The following is a 24,801-nucleotide window of genomic DNA, read 5'->3' on the forward strand; positions in this document are numbered from 1 at the left end:
AAAATTAGAAAAGATGCCTCACCACTCGGGTAAGACGGAGATCGCCAATACCGAAGCGGGTTATTTCGCTCCCTTAATCTTACTCACCCAACGACTGGGAGGATGGTCGGTATTGTTCATGTAAATCTCCGATATCGCAGCCCTGATTAGCAGCGCAAGTATAGTAGCAAAGTTAATCCATATTTACAGGTGAGCTTTGTTCTTTTTTTGCCAATTTTAGGAACAAAAAAAGCGCCCATTGGGCGCTTCCATACGTAAAAATTATGGATTACTTGATCGTAATACGTGCAAATTTACGTTTACCAACTTGGAATACGTAAGTACCAGCTTCTGGTGCAAACTTAGCGTCGGCAACTTTCTCGCCTTCAACCTTTGCTGCACCTTGTTTTACCATGCGCATCGCTTCAGACGTTGACGCACACAGACCAGCATCTTTTAGAAGATTCGCTACTGGAGTGCCAGCATCAAAGTCAAATTCTGGCATTTCGTCAGGGATTTGGTTCTTAGCGAAACGGTTCACAAACTCTTGCTCTGCCGCATCTGCATCGGCTTCACTGTGGAAACGCGCAATGATCTCTTTAGCAAGTAGCACTTTGATATCACGTGGGTTTTTACCCGCTTGAACGTCCGCTTTAAACTGTTCGATTTCCTCTAGAGGACGGAACGATAGCAGCTCGTAGTAGCTCCACATTAAGTCATCAGAGATCGACATGATCTTACCAAACATTTCGCTTGGCGCTTCGCTGATACCAATGTAGTTACCCGCAGACTTAGACATCTTCTTCTCGCCGTCTAGACCAACAAGAAGCGGCATCATAAGTACAACTTGAGGCTTTTGACCGTGAGATTTTTGCAGTTCACGACCCATTAGAAGGTTGAACTTCTGGTCTGTACCGCCTAATTCAACGTCCGTTTCCATCGCAACTGAGTCCCAACCTTGCAGAAGTGGGTACATGAACTCATGGATAGCAATTGGTTGGCCGCCTGCGTAACGCTTTTTAAAGTCGTCACGTTCTAGCATACGAGCAACGGTTTGGTTTGCAGCAAGACGAATCATACCTTCTGCGCCCAGCTCAGACAGCCACTCAGAGTTAAACTGAATTTTAGTCTTCGCAGGATCTAGAATTTTGAACACTTGTTCTTTGTACGTTTCAGCGTTACGCAGTACGTCTTCGCGGCTTAGCGGTGGACGAGTGGTGTTTTTACCTGTTGGGTCACCAACCATTGCAGTGAAGTCACCGATTAGGAACGTCACTTCATGACCTAGTTCTTGGAACAAGCGAAGCTTATTGAAAATAACCGTATGGCCTAGGTGAATGTCAGGTGCTGTTGGATCGGCGCCCAATTTAATACGTAGAGGACGACCTTCTTTTAGTTTTGCGATTAGCTCTTCTTCTGGAATCAGCTCTTCAACACCGCGCTTAATCTCGGCTAGTGCAGCTTCAATGCTCGCCATTCTTGTTCACTCCCACAGATTTGGCAAAAATATAATAGCTGAACATATTACTTGAATAGCGATGCATTTTGAAACACGTTAGACTAGGTAGTTGTCACTTTTTCCGTTTAATTTAGCAATCAAGTACCTCATGCATTCGATTTTTGTCCGACTTCCACTCTTGCACAAAGTATTGATCGGGTTTTTTAGTGCTCTGATCATCATTGCACTGTTCTTTCTGCCCGATCCGCAAGACCTCAACCCGCAACAAAGCCGATTAAAAGTTGGTCAACACTATCCTGTGCCGATCTCACTTGAATTGACGACATTAAATGGCTCTTCTCAGATGTCTTCGGTTTTGCGCTGGGAAACTTACAAAGTAAAAAATGGCGAGAGCGCCGCCATTCTATTTAATCGAGTGGGACTCTCTGCTCGTCTACTGCACGAGTTAGTGTCCTCCGATAAAGAAATTGAACAGCAGTTAACTCGTCTTCGTCCGGGCGATAAATTGCAATTTGGTTTTGATGAGAAAAACGACTTGGTTCAACTGCGCCGTACGCTAAGCGCATTTGAAACCTTTCGCATCAAACTGCAAGACGGCAAATACGTTTCTGAGGTCGATAAAAAAGAGGTCGATTACCAATTTAACTACGCCGAGGCAACCATCAAATCCAACTTCTGGAACGCAGGAATTTCGTCTGGCTTGAATGGCAACCAAATCATGGAGCTAGCAGGAATTTTTGGCTGGGATATCGACTTCGCACTCGATATTCGCAAAAACGACTCTTTCCGAGTGCTGTATCAAGAAGAAGTTGTAGAAGGTGAAGTCATTGGTCGCGGAAAAATCATCGCTGCGATATTCAAAAACCAGGGCGATACGTTTACGGCTATTTTAGATGAGAAAACGGGCAAATATTACGATGAAAATGGCCGAGCGATGAAAAAAGCCTTCTTGCGCGCTCCACTGGATTTCCGTCGCGTGACTTCAAACTTTAACCCACGTCGTCTTCACCCAGTTACGGGTCGAGTACGTCCTCACCGAGGCACTGACTACGCAGCACCTGTTGGTACGCCAATTTGGGCCGCTGGTGATGGTGTGGTGCAAAAATCGGCTTACAACAAGTTCAACGGGAACTACGTGTTCATCAAGCACAGCAACACATACATTACCAAGTATCTGCACTTAACGAAGCGCACAGTCAAAACGGGTCAACGTGTTAAACAAGGTCAAACTATCGGTACGCTTGGTGGAACAGGTCGTGTGACAGGACCTCACTTACATTATGAGTTCCTAGTAAATGGCGTGCACAAAAACCCAAGAACAGTGAATTTGCCGCAATCCAAATCGTTAACAGGTAAAGCAAGACAAACCTTCATGGCGAATGCAAAAGTCAGTATGGACAAGCTGGATCGTTACAGTAAGTTACTGGCAATGAGATAAACGGAAAAGTAAAAAGAGGCAGCATTACGCTGCCTCTTCGCTTTCATCAGGTTCGGGCTTAGCAAGATGATCTCTTCCCAACATAAGCAAACAAGGCGTAAGCACCAACGTCAAAACCGTAGCAAATGCCAATCCCCCCGCTACTGCCGTCGCTAACTGAGACCACCATTGCGTACTCGGCGCACCAAATTCGACTTTTTGATTAACTAAATCGATGTTCATTTCTAGAACCATCGGTAACAACCCTAAAATGGTCGTAATTGTGGTTAATAGCACCGGTCTCAAACGTTGCACACCGGTCCGCAGGATAGCCTCTGCTTTGTCCAGTCCTCTTTTTCGCATTTGGTTATAAGTATCAATCAGTACAATGTTGTTATTAACTACGATACCAGCCAAGGCAATCACACCAATGCCAGACATGATGATGCCGAATGGTTTTTGGAAAATAAGCAACCCAGCAAAAACCCCGACCGTTGAAAACAGCACCGCACTCAAAATCAAAAATGCCTGATAAAAGCTGTTGAACTGCGTGATGAGAATGAGCGCCATGACGCCAAGAGCCACAACAAAAGCGTTTTGCAAGAATGCTGATGAGTTTTCCTGCTCCTCATTTTGACCCCGAATCTTATATTCAACGCCTTCCGGTAAACCGAGCTGTTCCATTTCAGCCGCAATTTTTGGTAACTCAAGCGCCAAATTGTAGCCTTCCACCATATCCGCTTTAATGTTGATAACTCGATGACCATCAACACGACGGATAGTATCTTGCTTGTGGTCTGGCTTAATTTGAGCAAAGTTGGTTATAGGCACTAAACCTGCAGCGGTTTTCACTCTTAGCTGATCGAATCGACCAATATCTCGCTTCTCTTGTGGGTAGCGCACCAAAATATCGACTTCTTCATCCGCATCGTCAGGTAAATAGTCCCCTATTTTCAGACCATTCGTGACAAATTGAACTGTATTTCCCACCAAAGTTGCATCGGCAGCAAAACGAGAAGCGTCGTCGCGTCGAATGTCAATTTGCCAGTCAATCCCCTCTTTATTGGTGGTATCACTCAAATTAGTCAGTGCTGGGTTGCTATCAGCCCAAAGCCTAACGAGCTTCGCGGCGTCATCTAGCTCGCCTATACTCCTACTTCGAGAAGAAACTTCAATCACCAAATCATGTTCAACCGGAGGGCCGGCATCCGGGAATTTGTACTCTAACTCAACGCCATAAAATTGGTCGGTGGTAGCTTTTAGTTCTTCAATGATCGTTTTGACTTTACGACGATATTGCCAATCCACAGGAGTTATTTGAATCTGACCGATTTCGTCACCATTATCGCTCGATCCAGTGCGAGTGTAGACACTTTCAAACTCATCATGACCCAGCATGACCTTTTCAATTTCTCGCATTACGATATCTTTCTCATTAATGGAAAGATCCCCGTAAGAGCGTACTTTTACGGTGAAAAATGGCGGATCGACTTCAGGGAAAAACTCAGCTCCTAACCCCGCTTTACTGTAAGTAAATCCAACACCACCCGCCAGCAATACCGCGCTCAGCAGCACTTTCCAAGGATGTTGAATCGCCACAAACAAAGTTTTGTAATAAAGCTTGGTAATTCCTGTCGCTTTCTCAAAGTTTCCGTTGTGTAGCTCCACCATTTCTTGTTGGGCTTTAGGATTGATAACCTGAGGTTTACCAATAATGCCGCCAATAACAGGCACAAATAGCAAAGCCATCACCAATGACGCCGCTAACGTCGCGATTAGCGTTAACGGTAAGTACTTCATAAACTCACCGGTAATATCCGGCCAAAAAAGAAGCGGAGCAAATGCCGCCAACGTAGTCGCGGTAGAGGCGGTGATCGGCCATGCCATGCGTTTGGCTGCGTCTCGGTATGCCTCTTTACGCGGCGTGCCTTCTTGCATTCTCCGATCGGCAAACTCAGTGACGACGATTGCACCATCCACCAGCATGCCGACCGCCATGATTAAGGCAAACAGCACCACGATGTTTACGGTAAGACCAAAAACCGAGAGGACTAACAACCCCGTTAAGAAAGAGCCTGGAATAGAGATCCCAACCAACAAAGCCGTTCTTACCCCCAAGATCGCGATAATAACGATGACCACCAAAATGATTGCCGAGAGAATGTTGTTTTGCAGATCACTAAGCATTAGCTTGACATCATCCGACTGATCCCAAGTGTATTTAACCTGCAAATTACTTGGCCACTCTGCTCGCAGTTGCCCTTGAGCAATCACCTCTTTAACTAACGCGACGGTTTCAATAATGTTCTCGCCAGCACGCTTTTTCACGTCAAGCACAATGGCAGGCTCACCATCCAAGCGGGCAAAGCTTTCCGGATCACGAAACGCTCGGCGAACTGTGGCCACATCACCAAAGGTGATCACTTCTTTGCCATTCACTTTGATAGGCAATTCGAGAACATCTTTCAGAGAATCAAACACCGACGGAACTTTGACCGAAAAGCGCCCATATCCAGTATCGACAAAACCAGCCGCAACCACTCGGTTGTTTAGTGCGATCAAGTTATAGATATCGGCCTGATCCAATCCATAGCTTTCCATTAGAAGGGGATCAACCACGATCTCGACAATATCTTCACGATCACCAGCAATATCGACTTCCAAGATCTGACGGAAGCTTTCTAATCTGTCACGCAACGTTCGTGCGATTTGAACAATGGTTCTCTCTGGCACCGTGCCATAAAGCACAACGGTTAAAACTGGCTCCTCTGAAGCAAAAGTAACTTCATTGACCGTCGGTTCATCACTGTCTGCAGGTAACTTAGGTTTCGCCAGATCGACCGCGTCGCGAACATCCGCCATCGCTTTATCGAGATCCACGCCAACGCTAAACTCCAAAGTGACTGAGGCGTGGCCTTCGGAGGCAACCGATGTCATCTCTTTCACCCCTTCAATTGAGCGCAGTTCTTGTTCGATAGGACGAACCAGTAAACGCTCAGCATCAGTTGGAGAAATACCTTGATGCCCCACAGAGACGTAAATGATAGGAATAGTGATATCGGGACTAGATTCTTTTGGGATGGTGACGTAAGTAATGACCCCTGCGATGAGGATCATCACCAACAAGGTCAACATCGTTCTTGATCGGGATAACGCAGCGTCAATTATACTAAACATGCTGCCTCCCTATTTTTCGGCCGCATCGGTAGCGACATCACCGACTTTATTCGCAATCACGGTATCGCCATCACGAACAAACCCCTGTCCTAATACAATGATGTCCGCTTGCTCGCCAAGCCCTGATAACCAAACACCATCTTCTTCTGCTTTGACTAACTGAATAGGAACAAACTTAACGTGTCCATCTTGCAGTATTTTGACACCTAAATTCCCTTCTTCATCTAACGCCAACATTGCAGCGGTAATTTTAATCGCTAGCACTTCATTCAAAGGGAGCTGCACTTCCGCACTGATCCCCGCAGGGATGAGCGAATTACGATTATCTATTTCGATTTCAATCGGAAACGTATTGGTCGATACGGAGGAAACGCGACCAATATAACGTAAAGTCCCCAAGTGATGCTGACCATTGATCGTTCTGACATCCGCTTGAAGACCGTCTTTAAGATACTGGATATGGCGCTCGCTAACGTCGGCCTCAATGACCAGAGTCTCTAAATCAATCACTGTCGCTATTGGATCGCCCACACCGACAAAGTCACCCACTTCGACAAAATGATGATCAACAATGCCATCAAAGGGCGCTTTAACTTCGGTATTCTTGAGAGCGGTTTGGACATTATTGAGGTTCGCTCTTGCATCGACTAACGCGGCTTCCGCAGTCGCAAAAGCCACCTCGCCTTGTAACCCCCTGCTTTTGAGCGATTTTGCGGCATTAAACTCCTTTTCTTTCACTCGCAGCATGGCCTGAGCGCGTTTGAGCTGACTATCCAAATCCCGCTTATCAATGTTAGCAATCACTTGTCCTTGCTTAACAAGTTGCCCTTTATTAATGTTGAGACTGACAATTTTGCCGGCCACTTCTGCACCAAGACGAGCTTGGCGATTGGGTGCGGTTCGGCCATAAAGTTCTATCGTTTTACTGGTAGGTTTTGCGGTGAAAGTATCAAACATCACCTTAGCTAAGGGCGTGTTTTCAGATTGGAGAGATGGGGATGAGGAGTGGTCACCTTGTGCTTTGAGCTGTCCTGCGGCCAACCAAGCAACAAGTAGCAAAATAAGGATGAGAGATACTAGCCATGGACGTTCGACAAAACGTCGCCCAAACGAAGTTCCAGACATACAAAGTCCTTTTTATTATTCTCTCCTGCGGAGCGCTGAGAGAGTGTTTACGTGACATCCTGCTACGTAAAACTCAGGCAGCCAATTGGCTGCCTGTCATCGTGTCAATTACACGCTAAATGATGCACCACAACCACATGTGGTTGTTGCATTCGGGTTGTTCACGAAGAAGCGAGCGCCTTCCAACCCTTCGGTGTAATCCACAATGCCGCCAATCAGGTATTGCAGGCTCATTGGGTCAACAACCAGTGTCACGCCACTGTTTTCGATGGTTGTATCACCGTCATTTACGTTCTCATCGAAAGTAAAGCCGTATTGGAAGCCGCTACAACCGCCACCAGTAATGTATACGCGCAATTTCAATGCTGGGTTTTCTTCTTCTGCAATCAGTGCCTTAACGCGAGATGCTGCAGCATCAGAAAAAGATAATGGTACGTTTACTTCGCTCACGAAGACCTCTCTCACTCGTGTAATGCGTCAAGCCTGGAGCAAGACGTCAAATTTGTGCTAATTGAGGACGATTATCCAATACCTGACAAACTCGTTCAAGTATTCGCCGCCGATTCTTTAGATTGGTCGCTGATATGTAAGATTACACTGCGAAACAACACATAAATTAAGCAAAACGTTTCTAACTTGATTATAGCTAGGTACAATGCGCCCCACTTGGTCCGAGCAATCAAAAGAGGATAACCCCATGACCAAATCATCAGAGCTGTATCAAAAAGCTCAGCAAACCATTCCTGGCGGTGTAAATTCACCAGTTCGTGCATTCAATGGCGTTGGCGGTTCTCCGCTATTTATCGAACGAGCAGACGGTGCACTGATTTTTGATGCCGATGGTAGAGCGTACATTGATTACGTTGGCTCTTGGGGTCCAATGATTCTTGGCCACAACCACGCTGTTATTCGTGAAGCGGTTATCGACGCTGCACAACGTGGCCTGAGCTTTGGCGCACCAACAGAGATGGAAATCGCGATGGCAGAGCTAGTGTCTGAACTCGTACCATCAATGGAACAAATCCGTATGGTAAGTTCTGGTACAGAAGCAACCATGAGTGCGATTCGTCTCGCTCGTGGCTTTACTGGTCGTGACAAGATCATGAAGTTTGAAGGTTGTTACCACGGTCACGCAGACAGCTTGCTAGTAAAAGCTGGCTCTGGTGCACTAACTCTAGGTCAACCAAGTTCTCCAGGCGTTCCTGCAGACTTTGCTAAGCACACGCTAACAGCAACATTTAACGATCTAGATTCTGTACGCGAACTGTTTGCAGCGAACAAAGGTGAAATCGCATGTATCATCGTTGAGCCAGTGGCGGGCAACATGAACTGTATCCCACCAGTAGAAGGCTTCCACGAAGGCCTGCGTGAAATCTGTGATCAAGAAGGCGCACTGCTGATTTTTGATGAAGTAATGACAGGCTTCCGTGTTGCACTTGGCGGCGCACAAGCACACTACAACATCAAACCAGATCTAACCACTCTAGGTAAAGTAATCGGCGGCGGTATGCCAGTGGGTGCTTTCGGTGGCCGTAAAGAAGTGATGCAATACGTTGCGCCTACAGGCCCTGTTTACCAAGCTGGTACGCTTTCTGGTAACCCTGTGGCAATGGCTGCAGGTTTTGCCTGTTTGAACCTTCTAAAAGAAGAAGGCAATGAAAAACGCCTAGCTTCTAAAACTAAGCAACTGGCAGATGGCTTTAAGTCTCTAGCAGAGAAACACGGTATCCCACTAGTTGTTAACCAAGTGGGCGGCATGTTCGGCTTCTTCTTCACTGACCAAGAAACCGTAACTTGCTACGAAGACGTAACTAAGTGCGACATCGAACGATTCAAGCGTTTCTTCCACTTAATGCTAGATCACGGCGTATACCTCGCGCCATCAGCATTCGAAGCAAGCTTTACGTCTCTAGCGCACGGTTCAAAAGAGATCGACGCGACACTAGAAGCGGCGGATCGCTGTTTTGCAATCATTGCGGCAGAAGCAAAATAAGCGCTATACGCAAGTTATAAGAAAAGGACCGGAAGGTCCTTTTTTATTGCCAGTTCAAAATTACCAAGACAGCTAACACGCCTAGAACAATGCCAAACCACGGAATACGTTTGGTTTTCTTCTCAGATTTACATTTCTTATCGCCGTTACAACAACCCATTTTTCATCTCTTGATTGATAACCATCTGATTTGTAGTCATTATAACAAGGTCATTTACCCCTTCCCAATTCAGCTGTGTCATAAGGCTGAAAGGAAAGCCGGTGCAAAGTAATAAAGGTTTCGCGCTGATATCAACGCGAGCCATTGTAAACGTCATCCGTAAGTTGGATTTATCTCATGCCAAACAACGTAAAAATCACGTCGAGTCATCGTGTATTAATGATCGCTCTACTCGCCGCTGCTTTTGCTTGCTATTTATTGGTCGAGCCTTACATCAATTCGATCGTAATGGCTTTCATTATCTCACTGCTTATGTTTCCTGTGCATGAGTGGTTTGAGCGTAAAATGCCAAAACACAAAAATTCGGCATCGCTGCTCACGTGCGTAGTTTTGACTTTCATTATTGTCATTCCACTACTGTTTGTGTTTGCTGCAATTGTTCAACAAGGCTCCGTTTTTTCTCAGAACACGTACAAATGGGTCACCAATGGTGGCATTCAAGACATCTTCCAACATCCTTGGGTTATCAAAGGTCTATCCATTGTTAATGAGTACTTACCTTTCGATAAAATCGAGCCAAAAGCCATCGCCGAAAAAATCGGGCAATTTGCTACCACTTTTGGTTCAAACCTTGTCGCTATCAGTGCGAAAATTCTGGGTGATGCAACAAACTTCTTGATGGATTTTTTCCTGATGCTGTTTGTGCTTTTCTTCCTATTACGTGACCACGACAAAATCATTTCGGCAATTCGACATATTCTGCCACTCTCTCGTAGCCAAGAAGATAGAATCTTGACCGAGATAGAACAAGTTTCGAAGTCCGCAGTCATGGGCTCCTTTTTAACGGCTATCGCGCAAGGCTTAGCGGGCGGTATCGGTATGTGGCTAGCTGGCTTCCCTGGCCTATTCTGGGGAACAATGATGGGCTTTGCTTCCTTCATTCCAGTTGTCGGTACGGCGTTGATCTGGATACCAGCCGCCGCGTACTTGTTCCTCACCGGTGATATGACGTGGGCAATCTTCCTAACCGCATGGAGTGTAGTCATCGTCGGTTCGATTGATAACTTGTTGCGTCCATTGTTGATGCAAGGCAGCGCAGGCATGAATACCTTAATGATTTTCTTCTCATTATTGGGTGGTCTGCACTTATTTGGTTTGATTGGTTTGATTTATGGCCCACTGATTTTTGCGGTCACCATGGTGCTGTTTAATATCTATGAAGAGGAATTCAAAGACTTCCTCAACCAACAAGACAACAGCTAGCCGCCACTGAATAGTAAGCAACAGCTTCAAGCTTGGGCCAGATTGTGCGAAAATCTGGCCCTAATTATTTCTGATGAACCAAATTTATGTCTGCCTATATCGCTCCAAGCCAAATCGCTCAGCGTCAGCTAGAGTACTTCAACGGAAAACATGTTTTAGTTGCAGGTGAAGTCGAAGATATGTTCCCTCTGGAACTGACCGCACACTGTGAATCGGTAGAAGTCTTTACTTCAAACTACAGCTATTTCCGTCAAATCCGTCACTCAGACAAAATAAAAAGCCATTTTGGTTCTGAATTTGATGTGGAAACTCAAGCCGACATGCTCCTGCTGTATTGGCCAAAAGCGAAAGCAGAAGCCGAATATTTGCTTGCGATGCTCATGGCTAAACTCGGCGTGAACACGGAGATTGTGGTTGTCGGTGAAAACCGTTCCGGCGTAAAGAGCATTGAAAAGATGTTCAAAGAATATGGTCCTGTAAACAAATACGACTCAGCTCGCCGCTGCTCTTTCTACTGGGGTAATTGCTTAAATGAGCCAAAACCATTCAATCAAGAAGAGTGGTTTAAGTCTTACACGGTAACCCTTGGTGAGCAGTCACTTACAGTAAAAAGTTTACCGGGCGTATTCAGTCATGGTGAATTTGACTTAGGCAGCCGTCTACTACTGGAAACCTTACCTAACTTGTCAGGCAAAGTGCTCGATTTTGGTTGTGGTGCCGGTGTTTTAGGCGCGTTCATGGCGAAAGCAAACCCAGAAATTGCGATTGAGATGTGTGATATCAACGCGTATGCCATCACCTCAAGCCAAGCAACGCTTGAAGCCAACGGTTTGTCTGGTCGCGTGTTTGCGTCTGACATTTACTCAGATACGGCCAATGACTACCGATTTATCATCAGCAACCCACCATTCCACAGTGGTTTAGACACCAATTACAACGCGGCTGAAACTCTGTTAGGTCACGCGCCACAACATCTTTCAAACCATGGTGAGATGATCATTGTTGCGAACAACTTCTTGAAATACCCACCAATTATTGAAAACGCATTCAATAATTGCGAGACGCTAAATAAGACCAATAAGTTCTCTATCTACTACGCGAAAAAATCGTAATTGTGAGCCGCGCAGGCAAGAACCTGCGCGCTTCTTTCCTAAAATTGCCCCATTTTTAAGAAAAACTGCGTGACTCTGCACGCTTTGCAACTAACTTTCTTGTCAAAGAAAAAAAACTCGTTAATTTTGTTAATTCTATCGAATTTAACTTCTTATCCGTTTTTAACGAGAACCTAGGCGAGCACCTTCAACCCGTGCGAGCCCTTTACGAGTTGTAATCTTATCCATGTTTAAATTCTACAAAAAACAGAAATTTAAGCGCCTTCAGAGTACGCTGATGACTGCGTTTCTTGTCCTCAGCATTACGCCTCTTACCATCACTGCGATTTTTTTCCTGCAATCCCATAGTAAAGATCTGCAAGAACAGAGCACTTCACATCTGCTTTCTGTTCGTGATACCAAACAACAACAGATCCTCGACTACTTCGAAGCGCAAGAAACCGAAGTCATGGGATTTGTACGCTCTGAGCTCGCGTATGCCAGTGGTGGTCGTTTTTACGGCCTCGTCAATGCATTTAGCCGTTTAGGCAATGATATTGAAGAAGCACGTGAAAATGCTCAGCAACGTTATATCGAAGGCAGCGGTGACCAAATCAAAACATCGATTTTGCCGGAGTCCTCAAATTATGTCGGCAGTGAACGTTATCGCTTACTCCACAAACGTTATCACTGGGCATATCTGGAGCTACTCAAACGCTCAGATTTTAATGATATTTTGCTGGTCGATATTAACGGCAACGTGACTTATTCCATCAACAAAGACGACAACTACGGTACTAACCTACTAACGGGGCGCTACAAAGACTCGGCATTAGGTAAAACCTTTAAACGTCTAGCTGATGACGTCAACGAACGCCGCAAAGTGAATGAAGATTATACGCCCGTCATTATTTCTGATTTTGAACTGGAACATGGTCGACAAGTCGCTTGGCTTGGTGCACCTATCGTTCAGCAAGGCTATTTGCACAGCTATGCTATGTTCCGTTTACCAAACAACGGCATTACCAAGCTGATCGCAGATAAAAACCGTGAATCGTCCATCAACACTCTACTGGTCGGCAGCGATCAGCAACCACGTACGATTAATACCAAGCAAGACAGTATTCAAAACAGTCTTGAAGTCATCGATAAAGCTTTAGCGGGACAAACCGACGTTGGCACCTACACCAATGGACTTGGCGAAGAAATTATCGCTGCATTTGCCCCAATTCAAACACGCGGCATTACATGGGCGCTCGTGGTTCAACTTCCAGAAAAAGAGGCGTTTTCACGCATTCATCAACTGGAAAAACTCTTCGTTATCGCCATGCTAATCGCGATCATTCTTGTGGTGATTGCATCGCATTATTTGTCCAACTTCATTACATCACCACTGCTGAAACTGACTTGGGCAGCGGAGAAAGTATCCGCTGGCGACCTCGACGAAACGACATTCAATACCGAACGTAAAGATGAAATCGGTCGCTTGGCTATCAGCTTCGAACGTATGCAGCGCTCGATTCGAGAAAAAATCCAAACCATTAAACAGCAAAACGAAGAACTTGAAAGCAACATCAAGCTGATTCAAAAGCAAAATGATGAGTTGCAACTGGCTGATAAACTGAAAGATGAGTTCCTCGCAACAACCTCGCACGAATTGCGTACACCGCTACATGGCATGGTTGGGATAGCAGAAACCCTTGTGTCAGGAGCAAATGGAGTCATTCCCGCCAGTCAAAAATACCAACTTGATATCATTATCAAAAGTGGTCAACGCTTAGCTAACCTCGTAGACGATTTATTGGATTACCACAAAATGCGCTATGGCAGCATGGATATCCAAAAATCGGCAGTAAGCTTAGCCAGTGCAACACGCTTGGTGCTTGAGCTTTCTAATCACCTGCTAGGCAATAAGACCATTCGCATCATCAACCAAGTACCCGCCGACCTTAAAGCCGTTTCGGCCGATCCGCAACGCCTCGAACAAGTGCTGTATAACTTGATTGGCAATGCCATTAAATACACCTCAGAAGGTAAGATCGTCATTTCCGCTACCATTGTTGACGATCACGTCCGCGTGCAAGTGGTCGATACTGGTCAGGGAATTCCAGCAGAGCATCTTGAGCATATTTTTGAGCCTTTAATTCAAGCTGGTCAAGATGCAAGTCGCTATCGTCAAGGTGCGGGACTGGGACTATCGATTAGCCGCCAACTAATTGAGTTGATGGGCGGTTCACTTTACGTGAGCAGTCAGCCGATGGTCGGCACCACGTTTAGTTTCACACTGCCATTGGCCAGCGAAGAAGAAATCCAAGCAACTCAAACCTTGGTGGCGCGCGGGCACTTTCAAATTCCTGAGATTAATTTGGAAAATGGCGACGACTTATCGCTACCAGAGAACCCTGATGGCCCACTGCTTTACGTCGCAGATGATGAACCCGTTAACTTGCGAGTACTGGAAAGCTTCTTGCGCCTAGAAGGATACCGCGTTCGTACCGTTTCAGATGGCCCAGAAACGCTGGCGCTGGTTGAACAAGAAAAGCCTGAACTGCTGTTACTCGATATTATGATGCCCGGCATGAGCGGCTACCAAGTATGTAGTGAACTACGTGAAACGTATGATCATGCTGAGCTACCGATCATTATGCTCACAGCCCTCAGCCAAACAGAAGACCGTGTGAGAGGCTTTGAAGCAGGCGCGAATGACTACTTATCGAAGCCATTCAACAAACAAGAGTTGGCGGCACGTATCCAAGCACATTTAACAGCAAGTAAAGCGGAAATGCGCCATATGGAAAACAAAGTGCTGGAGTCAGAGCTTAGACAGCGTGCTGTCGTCGAAGCAAGCCTTCTTGAAACTCAAGGTCGTTTGTTAGAACAGCTAGAATCTGCTCCGGAAGCAATTATTTGTCTGCGAGAAGATCAGCGTATTCGTTTTGCCAACGAAGCGGCTTGTAAGCTATTCAAACGCAGTTTAGAGCAACTTAAACGCTCGTCAGCTGATGAACTGATCGCACCAAAATATTTGACGGTGAAGCAGCCTCATTATTGCGGCAAGATTGATATCTACATTGAGGATATTCGTCAAAACATTGAAGCCGACATTCTAAAACTGCCAGAAGGCTCCGGCTTAGATGTGATGTACATCTTTAATGTCGGTGGTGGAGCTAACGCCGCGCGTATTCATAACCTAGAAACTGCGGTAGAAGTACTCTCAAGTTATGCATTCGATGGTGATAGAGACCAGTTGCAGAAACTCAAAGAGCTTGGTGGAGAGTTTACTCGTTTGGCTGATAAGGCTTTGGGCAACAAAAAAGATAAGCAAGATTTGATGCGTGAAGTGTTGGTCGATGCCATGACGCATGCATTAGACTATTGGGAGTCTGTTACGGGTGAAAGTAAATTTGCGTTTGCCGAACAAAGTGGACTGTGGCGCGTCTACCTCGACCGAAGCACACTGCAAACCCGCACGCTCGATAAATACATGCGTATCGAAACTCTGCCTAAAACACCGCGCTGGAGAACGGTTCTGAGTTCAATTGAGTTTATTCTTGAACACTGTAAAGAACAGAGCCCTGAACGTGCTTACATCGAAGCACAGCGAGACAAATTGCAAAGACTGCTCACTAGCTAAACCTCTCATAAAATACAAGCCTCGCTCAATGCGGGGCTTTTTATACCTATTGTTTTCTACCTATGGGTGGTACGCACTCTCCCCTCTCAAAAAACAAAATGCATGACATGTAAACGGTGAATGTATGCTCCTATGCACTCAACGAACTAGTACGAGCTGACATTTTCACAAACACCATTAATCTTAGCGACGACCTCAAGCACTCTTCTTAATTGAGCTCATTTCCTAGCAGCTTCGACGGAACTCTCCTCTTCTTTAAACGAAAAAACACCGTAGTTAAAAAGTGTTGTATTGCACTATTTATCAATCTGCCATTCTTCTTTGATAAATGGGAAATTAGACTTCATTTTTCTTGTAAAAAAAGCATAATCATCCCCTTAATTTCGCTGGTAAAAAAGACGATTTTTCATATTCCAAACGGAAATTGACCAACAATTGACAGAGATTGCGAAGTCAATCACAACAGAACGGCAGATTAAATTTCACCTGATTAATTAACGCTTTCAGCGCATGTGAGCTAGATCTCCGAACCTTAGATAGACAGAACAAACCCTTTAAAAACTTACACACCAACGTTAGCACCCACTAACACATAAACAAAACACGGATATAAACTGCGACACATATCAACGTTCATTTTTCAACCAAGAACGAGCTAAAAGCAAACAAAATGACGTTTATGACGTGAGTGGGTGTGTTTTTAACGTTTTTAACGGGAATCGAGTTTGATTATTTTATGGATAAGGTGTTTTCTTACTCCTGCCTAAGGCCTACAGGCCACTCTTAACGAGACTTAATGTGAAAAGCGTAAGTAACGAAAAACGAAGAGGTAGGTCTTGGAGAGTGTTTATCAATTGATGACATTCAATTCCATTTAGTGAAATGAAAGCAAATAGTAAGGAACAGCTATGCTTGCCAATATTAAAAAAACAGCACTAGCAACAGCAATTATTGCAACAGCTACTACAGGTTTTGCATCGGTAGCTACTGCGGCTGAACGCAGTGAACTGACTATCCACCCTAAAGAGTTTACAACTTTCGTTCGTAACTTTAACCCTTTCTTGGGTGCAACTAACTTGCACACAACAACCGACTTCATCTACGAGCCACTAGTTGTTTTCAACGAAATGCACGGTAACACTCCGGTATTCCGTCTAGCTGAAAACTTCAAAATGGCTGACGACCTAATGAGCGTAACTTTCGATATCCGTAAAGGCGTGAAATGGTCTGATGGTCAAGCATTCACTGCTGACGACGTTGTTTACTCTTTCAACCTAGTAAAAGAGAAACCTGAGCTAGACCAGTCAGGCATCAACTCTTGGGTTACTGGTGTTGAGAAAGTTAACGACTACCAAGTTAAATTCCGTCTAAGCGAAGCAAACTCTAACGTTCCTTACGAAATTGCTAAAGTACCAGTTGTACCTAAGCACGTATGGAGCAAAGTGAAAGATCCAGCAACGTTTACTAACGAAAATCCTGTAGGTTCAGGCCCATTCACAGTGATCGATACGTTCACTCCACAATTGTACATCCAATGTCAAAACCCGAACTACTGGGATGCTGACAACCTAGATGTTGACTGTCTACGTGTACCTCAAATCGCAAACAACGACCAATTCCTAGGTAAGATTGTTAATGGCGAGATGGACTGGACTTCTTCATTCGTTCCTGACATTGACCGTACTTACGCTGCAGCAAGCCCTAACCACCACTACTGGTACCCGCCAGCAGGTACTCAAGCGTTCGTAGTGAACTTCAAAAACCCAGACGCAGCTAAGAACGAAGCACTAACAAACGTTGACTTCCGTCGCGCGTTCTCTATGGCGCTTGACCGTCAAACTATCATCGACATCGCATTCTACGGTGGCGGTACAGTGAACGACTTCGCATCTGGCCTTGGCTACGCATTCGAAGCTTGGTCTGACGAAGCAACTCACAACAAGTACAAAGGCTACAACACGTACAACGTTGAAGGTGCTAAGAAACTTCTAGCGAAAGCTGGCTTCAAAGACGTGAACAAAGATGGCTTCGTAGACACACCATCAGGTAAGTCTTTTGAGCTTCTAATTCAATCGCCAAACGGTTGGACGGACTTCAACAACACCGTACAACTAGCGGTTGAGCAACTAGCAGAAGTTGGTATTAAAGCACGTGCTCGTACTCCAGACTTCTCTGTGTACAACCAAGCAATGCTAGAAGGTACTTACGACGTTGCTTACACCAACTACTTCCACGGTGCGGATCCACACTTGTACTGGGATAGCGGTTACAACTCGAAGCTACAATCTGGCGATGGTATGCCTCGTTTCGCGATGCACTTCTACAAGAACGACAAGCTAGACAGCCTACTTAACAGCTTCTACAAAACAGCTGATAAGCAAGAGCAGCTAGAAATCGCTCATGGTATCCAGCAAATCATCGCTCAGGATCAAGTTACTATCCCTGTGTTGTCTGGCGCTTACATGTACCAATACAACACAACTCGCTTCACTGGTTGGTGGAACGAAGAAAATCCTAAGGGCCGTCCAAACATTTGGGCTGGTATCCCAGAGCGTCTACTTCACGTACTGGACCTAAAACCAGTTAAATAAGTAGAAGTTCATTTCTCGCGGCACACATCCCGTGTGCCGCCTATAAAAATCCCCTAATAACGAAACCAATATGTGGCGCTCGTCGTCAGGGGATTTTTCGCTCTAAATTTCGCTAGGGGCGACCTGAAACCAGAAACAGGGAAAAAATCTGGGTGAGTAAGGTGTGAGTTATGGGTTATTTTTTAAGACGTTTGTCGTTCTATCTTGTCGCGCTCTTAGTTGCGGCGACGTTAAACTTTATTATTCCGCGAGCAATGCCTGGTGACCCAGTTACCATGATGTTTGCGAACGCTTCGGTACAGGTAACGCCAGAGCGAATCGCAGCAATGAAAGAATTGCTAGGTTTCGTTGATGGTCCTATTTACATCCAATACCTGTCCTACATTAAAAACATTCTAAGCTGGGAGCTAGGTACTTCAATTCAGTTCTATCCGCTTTCAGTAAACTCTCTACTTGGCAGTGCATTTGGCTGGTCTCTGTTCCTAGCTGGTACAGCGGTTGTACTTTCTTTCTCAATCGCATCAGTTCTTGGCATCTTCGCCGCTTGGAAACGTGGTAGTCGTTACGATGCCTTCGTAACACCAGGCACACTGATCATCCAAGCTATCCCACAAATGGTTATCGCAATGCTAGCGCTGTTTACCTTTTCAATTGGCTTGAAATGGTTTCCATCTGGCTACGCTTATACACCAGGCACCGTGCCAGACTGGTCAAGCTGGGCGTTCATTAAAGACGTTGGTTACCACGCGGTACTGCCTCTATTTTGTGCAACGATTGTTCAAATCGGTGGCTTCCTAGTAAACATGCGTAACAACATGATCAACCTTCTAGCTGAAGACTACATCACTATGGCTAAAGGTAAGGGTCTAAGCGAAAACCGTGTGGTATTTAACTACGCCGCTCGTAACGCTTTACTTCCAAGTGTGACTGCACTTTCAATGTCTCTAGGTATGGCTATCGGTGGTCAGTTGATTATCGAAATGATCTTTAACTACCCAGGCCTAGGTACTGTTCTACTGAACGCTATCCACGCTCGTGACTACCAAGTACTTCAAGGTCAGCTAATTATCATGACGATGTTCATGCTGTGCTTCAACTTAATGGCTGACATGCTGTACATGATTCTAGACCCTCGCCTACGCAAGGGAGGCAAATAATCATGAAAAACTTATTCAAACTGATTTTAGGCAACTCGTTCGCACGTATTGGTTTAGCCATTATCACGATCTTCATCTTCGTTGCAGTGGCAGCACCATTAATTACAAAACACGCACCAGACAAGCGTACTGGTAATCCTCATGAGTACCCAAGCTTTGTTGTGAAACAAGCGCAAAGTAACCCTGATGGTTGGGTGGCTAAGAACCTAGCAGACGATCGTCGCACGCTGATTATGTCTAAAAAAGCAGATCACGTATTAGGTACTAGCCGTATGGGCCGCGACATCTGGTCACAAGTGGCTTACGGTGCCCGCGTATCACTAGGGGTAGGCTTTGGTGCTGGCATCATCGTGTGTTTCCTAGCGACGGTCATTGGTATCTCGGCAGGTTACTTCGGCGGTAAAGTGGATGACGTATTGAGTGCTGCAATGAACATCATGCTAGTAATTCCTCAATATCCATTGCTGTTTGTATTGGCGGCATTCATTGGCGAGGCAGGTCCTCTCACCATTGCCTTAATTATTGCAGGTACTTCCTGGGCTTGGGGCGCTCGTGTTGTTCGCTCGCAAACCATGGCACTGCGTGAGAAAGAGTTCGTTAAAGCAGCCGAAGTTTTGGGTGAATCTCCATTCCGCATCATCTTCGTTGAAATTCTGCCAAACCTAATTCCTATCGTAGGTGCAAGCTTCATCGGTTCAGTAATGCTGGCAATCAACACCGAAGCCGTTATCTCGTTCTTGGGTCTTGGCGACGCAAACACCATCAGCTGGGGCATCATGCTGTACAACGTACAAACATCTTCAGCAATGTTGATTGGCGCATGGTGGGAAGTACTCGCACCTTGTATTGCACTGACACTACTGGTTACTGGTCTTGCTCTGTTGAACTTTGCCGTTGACGAAATTGCGAACCCTCAGCTTCGTTCTCACAAAGGCATGAAACGCTGGAAAAAACTAGCAGCAAAAGACAAGAAAGAGCGTGAGCCTGAATTGGCACCGCAAAATGCACTATGGAGCGGAGATAAATAATCATGACTGCACCACTAATTTCTATCCGTAACCTATGCGTAGACTACATTACAGATGCGGGCGATGTCCGCGCCTGTAACAACGTAAGCTTTGATATTGCACCGGGCGAAGTCTTTGGTCTGGCTGGTGAATCAGGCTGTGGTAAATCAACCGTTGCTTTCTCGCTAATGCGCTTACATAAGCCGCCAGCGTTTATCACCGGAGGTGAAGTTATCTTCAATGGCGAAGACATCCTCCAATACAGTGATCAACGCATGCAATCATTCCGTTGGAGTGAAATGTCGATGGTATTCCAAAGTGCGATGAACGCGCTGAACCCAGTTCTCACTATGGAAGAACAGTTCTGCGACGTAATCATGCGCCACACAGGACTCACTCGAGCTCAAGCAAGAGTACGCGCTGAAGGCCTATTGGAAATTGTTGATATTCATCCTAGCCGCTTGAGCGATTACCCTCACCAGTTCTCTGGTGGTATGCGTCAGCGTTTGGTTATCGCTATTGCTCTGGCTCTGAATCCGAAGATGATCATCATGGATGAACCAACTACGGCACTAGACGTGGTGGTCCAACGTGAAATTCTGCAAAAGATTTACGCGCTTAAAGAAGAGTTTGGCTTCTCGATTCTGTTCATTACTCATGACTTGTCGCTGATGGTCGAGTTTTCTGACCGTATCGGCATCATGTATTCAGGTGAATTGATTGAAGTCGCACCTTCGAAACAAATTCTGGAAAGTCCTTACCACCCTTACACCAAAGGTTTGGGTAGCTCTTTCCCTCCACTAACTGGTCCTAAGACCAAATTGACTGGTATTCCAGGCAACCCTTTGAACCTATTAGAGATTCCTCAAGGCTGCCGCTTCCAAGCTCGCTGTGACCGTGTCCACGAAGCTTGTACACGAGTACCGACTCAGCTGCGTCAAATTGAACCTGGTCGTTATTCAAACTGCCACTTGTACGGCGATACGATTGCTCAAGCCAAGGTTTAAAACCAGAAGTCACGCTAGCTAAGAACAAAATTACACTGGAGAGAATTATGAGCAAACAACTCGGCGAACTGCTGGTTGAGGGTAAAAACGTCGTTAAGGACTTCCCGTTAAACAGTAACTCAATCAAGCAGTCAAAGATGCGTGCTATCAACGACGTATCTTTCAAAATGTACAAAAGCCGCGGTTTGTCAGTAGTGGGCGAATCTGGTTCAGGTAAATCGACCACCGCTAAAATGATTGCAAAAATGTACGCACCTACTGACGGCATCATTGAGTACAAAGGGCGTGATATTCAAGACATCACCTCAAGACAAGACTTGATGGCGTATCGTGAAGGCGTACAAATGGTGTGGCAAGACCCGTTTGGCTCGCTAAACCCAACGCACAATATCTTCCACCATATTGCGCGCCCGCTGCTGATTCATAAGAAAGTAGCACCGGGCAACAAGAAAGAACTGGAAGAGCGTGTGTACGACCTACTTGAACAAGTTGGTCTTATTCCACCAAAAGAAACGGCGCAAAAGTTCCCGCACCAGCTATCTGGCGGCCAGCGTCAACGTGTAAACCTAGCTCGTAACATCGCAGTAGGTGCAGAAGTGGTATTGGCGGATGAGCCAACATCGATGCTCGATGTATCAATCCGTGCCGGAGTTCTGAACTTGATGGAAGAGATGAAGTTCGAGAAACAAATGTCTCTGCTTTACATCACTCACGACATCGCAACAGCGCGTTACATTGCTGAAGATCTCGCAGTCATGTACGTAGGTCACATGGTTGAATGGGGCGATACTGAAGAAATCATTCACGATCCTCAACACCCATATACGCAACTGTTGGTATCTGCGGTTCCAGATCCATCGAAGTCTATTCACGAGAAGCTGAAAGGCAACAAAGGGGAAATCCCACTTTGGACACCAGAATCTGTCGGCTGTCCATTTGCAGGACGTTGTGTACACGCTACCGACAAATGTCGCGAACGACTACCGGGCGTCACTCAACTGTCCGACAACCACTTTGTCCGCTGTTATTTATTTGAAGATTAATCATAACGAGGGTCAGGTTCAGCCTGGCCCATTCCTGTTTTTATCGTTTCCCGGAGACATTGAATGCTGCTACTGACTAACCACATTGGTTATGAACGTCTGGGTCCCAAAAAAGCCATTATCCAGACCGAACAACCACACTTGTCTTCTTACACTGCTCAATTGATTTGTGCCACTAGCGAGCAAACAGTGGCAACTTTTGCGGTTGAAGAACAAGGTAAAGTGGCGAACTGGCATCAGGGCTATTTCTACCTCATCGACTTTTCATCTTTCACAGATTCAGGCGACTATTTCCTGCAAGTGGAAGATTCGCGTTCTTCTTATTTCACTGTTGGCGAACATATTCTGTTAAATCAAACCCTGTCAGATGTGATCCACTACTTCAAATCACAACGTTGCGGTGGGGTTTTCGATCAACAAGATCGACAAGTGCCAGTACTCAACGCCAACCAAACAGTTGATGTTCACGGTGGCTGGTACGATGCATCTGGAGACGTTAGTAAATATTTAAGTCATCTTTCATACGCTAATTATTTGAACCCTCAACAAACTCCAATGGTGGTTTGGAACATCCTAAAAGGGCTTTCATTGCTTGAAGGAAGCGAAGACATTGCAGCCTTCACACGCACACGTCTTATTGAAGAAGCCCTGTTCGGTGCAGACTTCCTTGTTCGTATGCAAAACGAAAAAGGCTTCTTCTACATGACGGTCTTTGATAAGTGGAGCAAAGATACTGCGCAACGAGAAATCTGTGCCTACGAAACGCAACTTGGTCACAAATTTGACGACTACCAAGCAGGCTTTCGACAAGGTGGCGGTGTCGCCATCGCAGCTCTGGCCGCGGCGTCGCGTTTAGGTGTTCACGGCGAATACGATCAACAGAAATACCGCAACGCTGCTGAAAATGGTTACTGGCACTTAAAAGAGCACAATACGCAGTACCTCAATGATGGTGAAGAAAACATTATCGACGAATACTGTGCGCTACTAGCTAGTGTAGAACTGTTTAAAGCCACCAAAGAAACTCGCTACTTGGAAGAGAGCCGTTTGTGGGCACAACGCTTAGTTGCCCGCCAAATGAGCGACGAGCAGATTCAACACTTCTGGTCAGCAAACCAAGACGGCAGTCGTCCATACTTTCACGCTGCCGAAGCAGGTCTACCAGTTATTGCTCTATGCGAATACCTAGCAATTGAAGACGACTCCGTACAGACAGAATCGGTAAAACGCATCGTTAACCGAGCGTGTGAGTTTGAGATCAAAATATCGAATAAAGTGACCAACCCATTCGGTTACCCTCGCCAGTATGTTAAAGGCGTAAATGAGTCAAAACGCGATGCATTTTTTGTCGCACACAACAATGAATCCGGCTATTGGTGGCAAGGCGAGAATGCTCGATTGGGCTCACTCGCGACCATGGCGTATCTTGCTCAACCGCATATAGCGTCGCAAGAAATACAGCAACAACTTTCCGTGTTTGCTCAAGATGCATTGAACTGGATTGTAGGCTTAAACCCATACGACATGTGCATGCTTGATGGCCACGGTCGTAACAACCCTGATTACCTTCCTCAATATGGTTTCTTCAACGCTAAAGGCGGTGTGTGTAACGGAATCACTGGCGGCTTTGAAGACGAGGAAGACATCGCATTTAACCCACCAGCACAAAAAGACGACATGTTACAAAACTGGCGCTGGGGCGAACAATGGATCCCGCATGGCGCTTGGTACTTACTCGCGATAATGAGTCAAGCTCAGCATATTTCTCAGTTGGCAACCTCTAAAAATATTAAGGAACAATAATCATGGGGATGTATTTTGTCGGTATCGATGGTGGCGGCACGTCATGTCGAGCCAGGATCAAAGATTCACAAGGTAATTTTCTTGGCGAGGCCAAAAGCGGCAGCGCCAACATCATGCTAGGTGCTGAAGTCGCAATGGCTTCGATTCTTGAATCCATCACTTCGGCTGCCGAGCAAGGTGGCCTGACACAACAAGATTTTACATCGATGCATGTCGGCTTAGCCCTTGCAGGTGCTGAGCACAAAGCATCTTGGCAAGCCTTTATGTCTCTTCCTCATCCGTTTGCCAGTATGACTCTTAATACTGATGCTTACGGCGCGTGCGTTGGTGCACACAATGGCGAAGATGGCGCAATCATGATCGCAGGAACGGGCTCTTGTGGCATCTACCTTAAAGGATTGGAGCAGCACGTTGTCGGTGGTCGTGAATTCCCGATTTCGGATCAAGGTGGCGGCGCAGTGATGGGGCTTCGCCTAGTTCAACAAGTTTTGTTAGCAGAAGATGGCATCAGGGAGAAAACGCCTCTAGCACAACACGTCATGGCGCATTTCGAAAATGACGTTGATAACGTGGTGGCTTGGTCTAAACAAGCGCTTCCTCGTGATTATGGCCAGTTTTCTCCTGCGATTTTCCAACATGCAGAACAAGGTGATGCACTGGCAATTGAGATGCTGAAGCAAACTGCAGCTGATATAGAAATGTTTCTCGTGGCATTAAACAAGCGCGGCGCAACGCGTATTTGTTTAATGGGCAGCATTGCTGAACGTATTTTACGTTGGCTTTCGCCACCAGTTCAGCAATTGGTTGTTGAGCCACAGTTTGACGCGATTGAAGGCGCAATTATGTTTGCAGGTAAACCTGAACATAACCTTTACTCGCTCAGTGCGGCATAGGA

The 24,801-nt window shown here is 45.8% G+C and carries 16 protein-coding genes; 12 read left to right on the top strand and 4 right to left on the bottom strand.

The window, feature by feature from the left end:
- Window positions 1-268: 268 nt before the first annotated feature.
- Complete coding sequence (gene tyrS, locus ACYJZR_RS12165) at window positions 269-1,456, bottom strand: tyrosine--tRNA ligase (protein WP_005479092.1); 1,188 nt, start codon at window positions 1,454-1,456, stop codon at window positions 269-271.
- Window positions 1,457-1,586: 130 nt separating this feature from the next.
- Between tyrS and ACYJZR_RS12170 the strand changes: the two genes are divergently transcribed.
- Complete coding sequence (locus ACYJZR_RS12170; RefSeq protein ID WP_005490383.1) at window positions 1,587-2,876, top strand: peptidoglycan DD-metalloendopeptidase family protein; 1,290 nt, start codon at window positions 1,587-1,589, stop codon at window positions 2,874-2,876.
- Between the two features lie 24 nt (window positions 2,877-2,900).
- Here the strand turns inward: ACYJZR_RS12170 and vmeK are convergent, their stop codons facing one another.
- From vmeK to erpA, 3 genes are all read right to left on the bottom strand, one after another.
- A complete protein-coding gene (vmeK, locus tag ACYJZR_RS12175) occupies window positions 2,901-6,032 on the bottom strand; it encodes a multidrug efflux RND transporter permease subunit VmeK (RefSeq protein ID WP_023584010.1) in 3,132 nt (1,043 codons plus the stop codon).
- A 9-nt stretch (window positions 6,033-6,041) separates the two neighbouring features.
- The gene (gene vmeJ / locus ACYJZR_RS12180) at window positions 6,042-7,157 is read right to left on the bottom strand and encodes a multidrug efflux RND transporter periplasmic adaptor subunit VmeJ (protein ID WP_406966140.1); all 1,116 of its coding nucleotides are present in this window, start codon (window positions 7,155-7,157) and stop codon (window positions 6,042-6,044) included.
- A gap of 108 nt (window positions 7,158-7,265) precedes the next feature.
- The gene (erpA, locus tag ACYJZR_RS12185; protein ID WP_005461279.1) at window positions 7,266-7,607 is read right to left on the bottom strand and encodes an iron-sulfur cluster insertion protein ErpA; all 342 of its coding nucleotides are present in this window, start codon (window positions 7,605-7,607) and stop codon (window positions 7,266-7,268) included.
- Between the two features lie 247 nt (window positions 7,608-7,854).
- On the opposite strand from erpA, the gene hemL reads away from it, so the two are divergent.
- The 11 genes from hemL to ACYJZR_RS12240 all read left to right on the top strand — a co-directional run bounded on the left by hemL (window position 7,855) and on the right by ACYJZR_RS12240 (window position 24,799).
- A complete protein-coding gene (gene hemL / locus ACYJZR_RS12190) occupies window positions 7,855-9,150 on the top strand; it encodes a glutamate-1-semialdehyde 2,1-aminomutase (RefSeq protein ID WP_005479079.1) in 1,296 nt (431 codons plus the stop codon).
- A 337-nt stretch (window positions 9,151-9,487) separates the two neighbouring features.
- Complete coding sequence (locus ACYJZR_RS12195; protein ID WP_005461253.1) at window positions 9,488-10,573, top strand: AI-2E family transporter; 1,086 nt, start codon at window positions 9,488-9,490, stop codon at window positions 10,571-10,573.
- An 86-nt stretch (window positions 10,574-10,659) separates the two neighbouring features.
- On the top strand, window positions 10,660-11,685 hold the full coding sequence (gene rsmC / locus ACYJZR_RS12200; RefSeq protein ID WP_406966136.1) for a 16S rRNA (guanine(1207)-N(2))-methyltransferase RsmC: 1,026 nt from the start codon (window positions 10,660-10,662) through the stop codon (window positions 11,683-11,685).
- A 226-nt stretch (window positions 11,686-11,911) separates the two neighbouring features.
- The gene (locus tag ACYJZR_RS12205; RefSeq protein WP_005461251.1) at window positions 11,912-15,298 is read left to right on the top strand and encodes a hybrid sensor histidine kinase/response regulator; all 3,387 of its coding nucleotides are present in this window, start codon (window positions 11,912-11,914) and stop codon (window positions 15,296-15,298) included.
- Between the two features lie 908 nt (window positions 15,299-16,206).
- Complete coding sequence (locus ACYJZR_RS12210; protein ID WP_005461274.1) at window positions 16,207-17,889, top strand: ABC transporter substrate-binding protein; 1,683 nt, start codon at window positions 16,207-16,209, stop codon at window positions 17,887-17,889.
- Between the two features lie 170 nt (window positions 17,890-18,059).
- Window positions 18,060-19,046 (top strand): ABC transporter permease, encoded by a 987-nt coding sequence (locus ACYJZR_RS12215; RefSeq protein WP_005461259.1) that lies wholly within the window; start codon window positions 18,060-18,062, stop codon window positions 19,044-19,046.
- 2 nt (window positions 19,047-19,048) lie between these two features.
- Window positions 19,049-20,074: an ABC transporter permease gene (locus ACYJZR_RS12220; protein ID WP_005461261.1), complete on the top strand. Its 1,026-nt coding sequence runs from the start codon at window positions 19,049-19,051 to the stop codon at window positions 20,072-20,074.
- A gap of 2 nt (window positions 20,075-20,076) precedes the next feature.
- Window positions 20,077-21,060 carry an ABC transporter ATP-binding protein gene (locus ACYJZR_RS12225; protein WP_005461267.1) on the top strand — a complete coding sequence of 328 codons (984 nt, stop codon included), beginning with the start codon at window positions 20,077-20,079 and terminating at the stop codon, window positions 21,058-21,060.
- Window positions 21,061-21,107: 47 nt separating this feature from the next.
- The gene (locus tag ACYJZR_RS12230) at window positions 21,108-22,103 is read left to right on the top strand and encodes an ABC transporter ATP-binding protein (protein WP_005461254.1); all 996 of its coding nucleotides are present in this window, start codon (window positions 21,108-21,110) and stop codon (window positions 22,101-22,103) included.
- Between the two features lie 63 nt (window positions 22,104-22,166).
- On the top strand, window positions 22,167-23,906 hold the full coding sequence (locus ACYJZR_RS12235; RefSeq protein WP_021486807.1) for a glycoside hydrolase family 9 protein: 1,740 nt from the start codon (window positions 22,167-22,169) through the stop codon (window positions 23,904-23,906).
- 2 nt (window positions 23,907-23,908) lie between these two features.
- Window positions 23,909-24,799 (top strand): glucosamine kinase nucleotide-binding domain-containing protein, encoded by an 891-nt coding sequence (locus ACYJZR_RS12240; RefSeq protein ID WP_406966130.1) that lies wholly within the window; start codon window positions 23,909-23,911, stop codon window positions 24,797-24,799.
- The last annotated feature ends 2 nt before the right edge of the window (window positions 24,800-24,801 follow it).

Source organism: Vibrio sp. RC2502, from assembly GCF_054850435.1.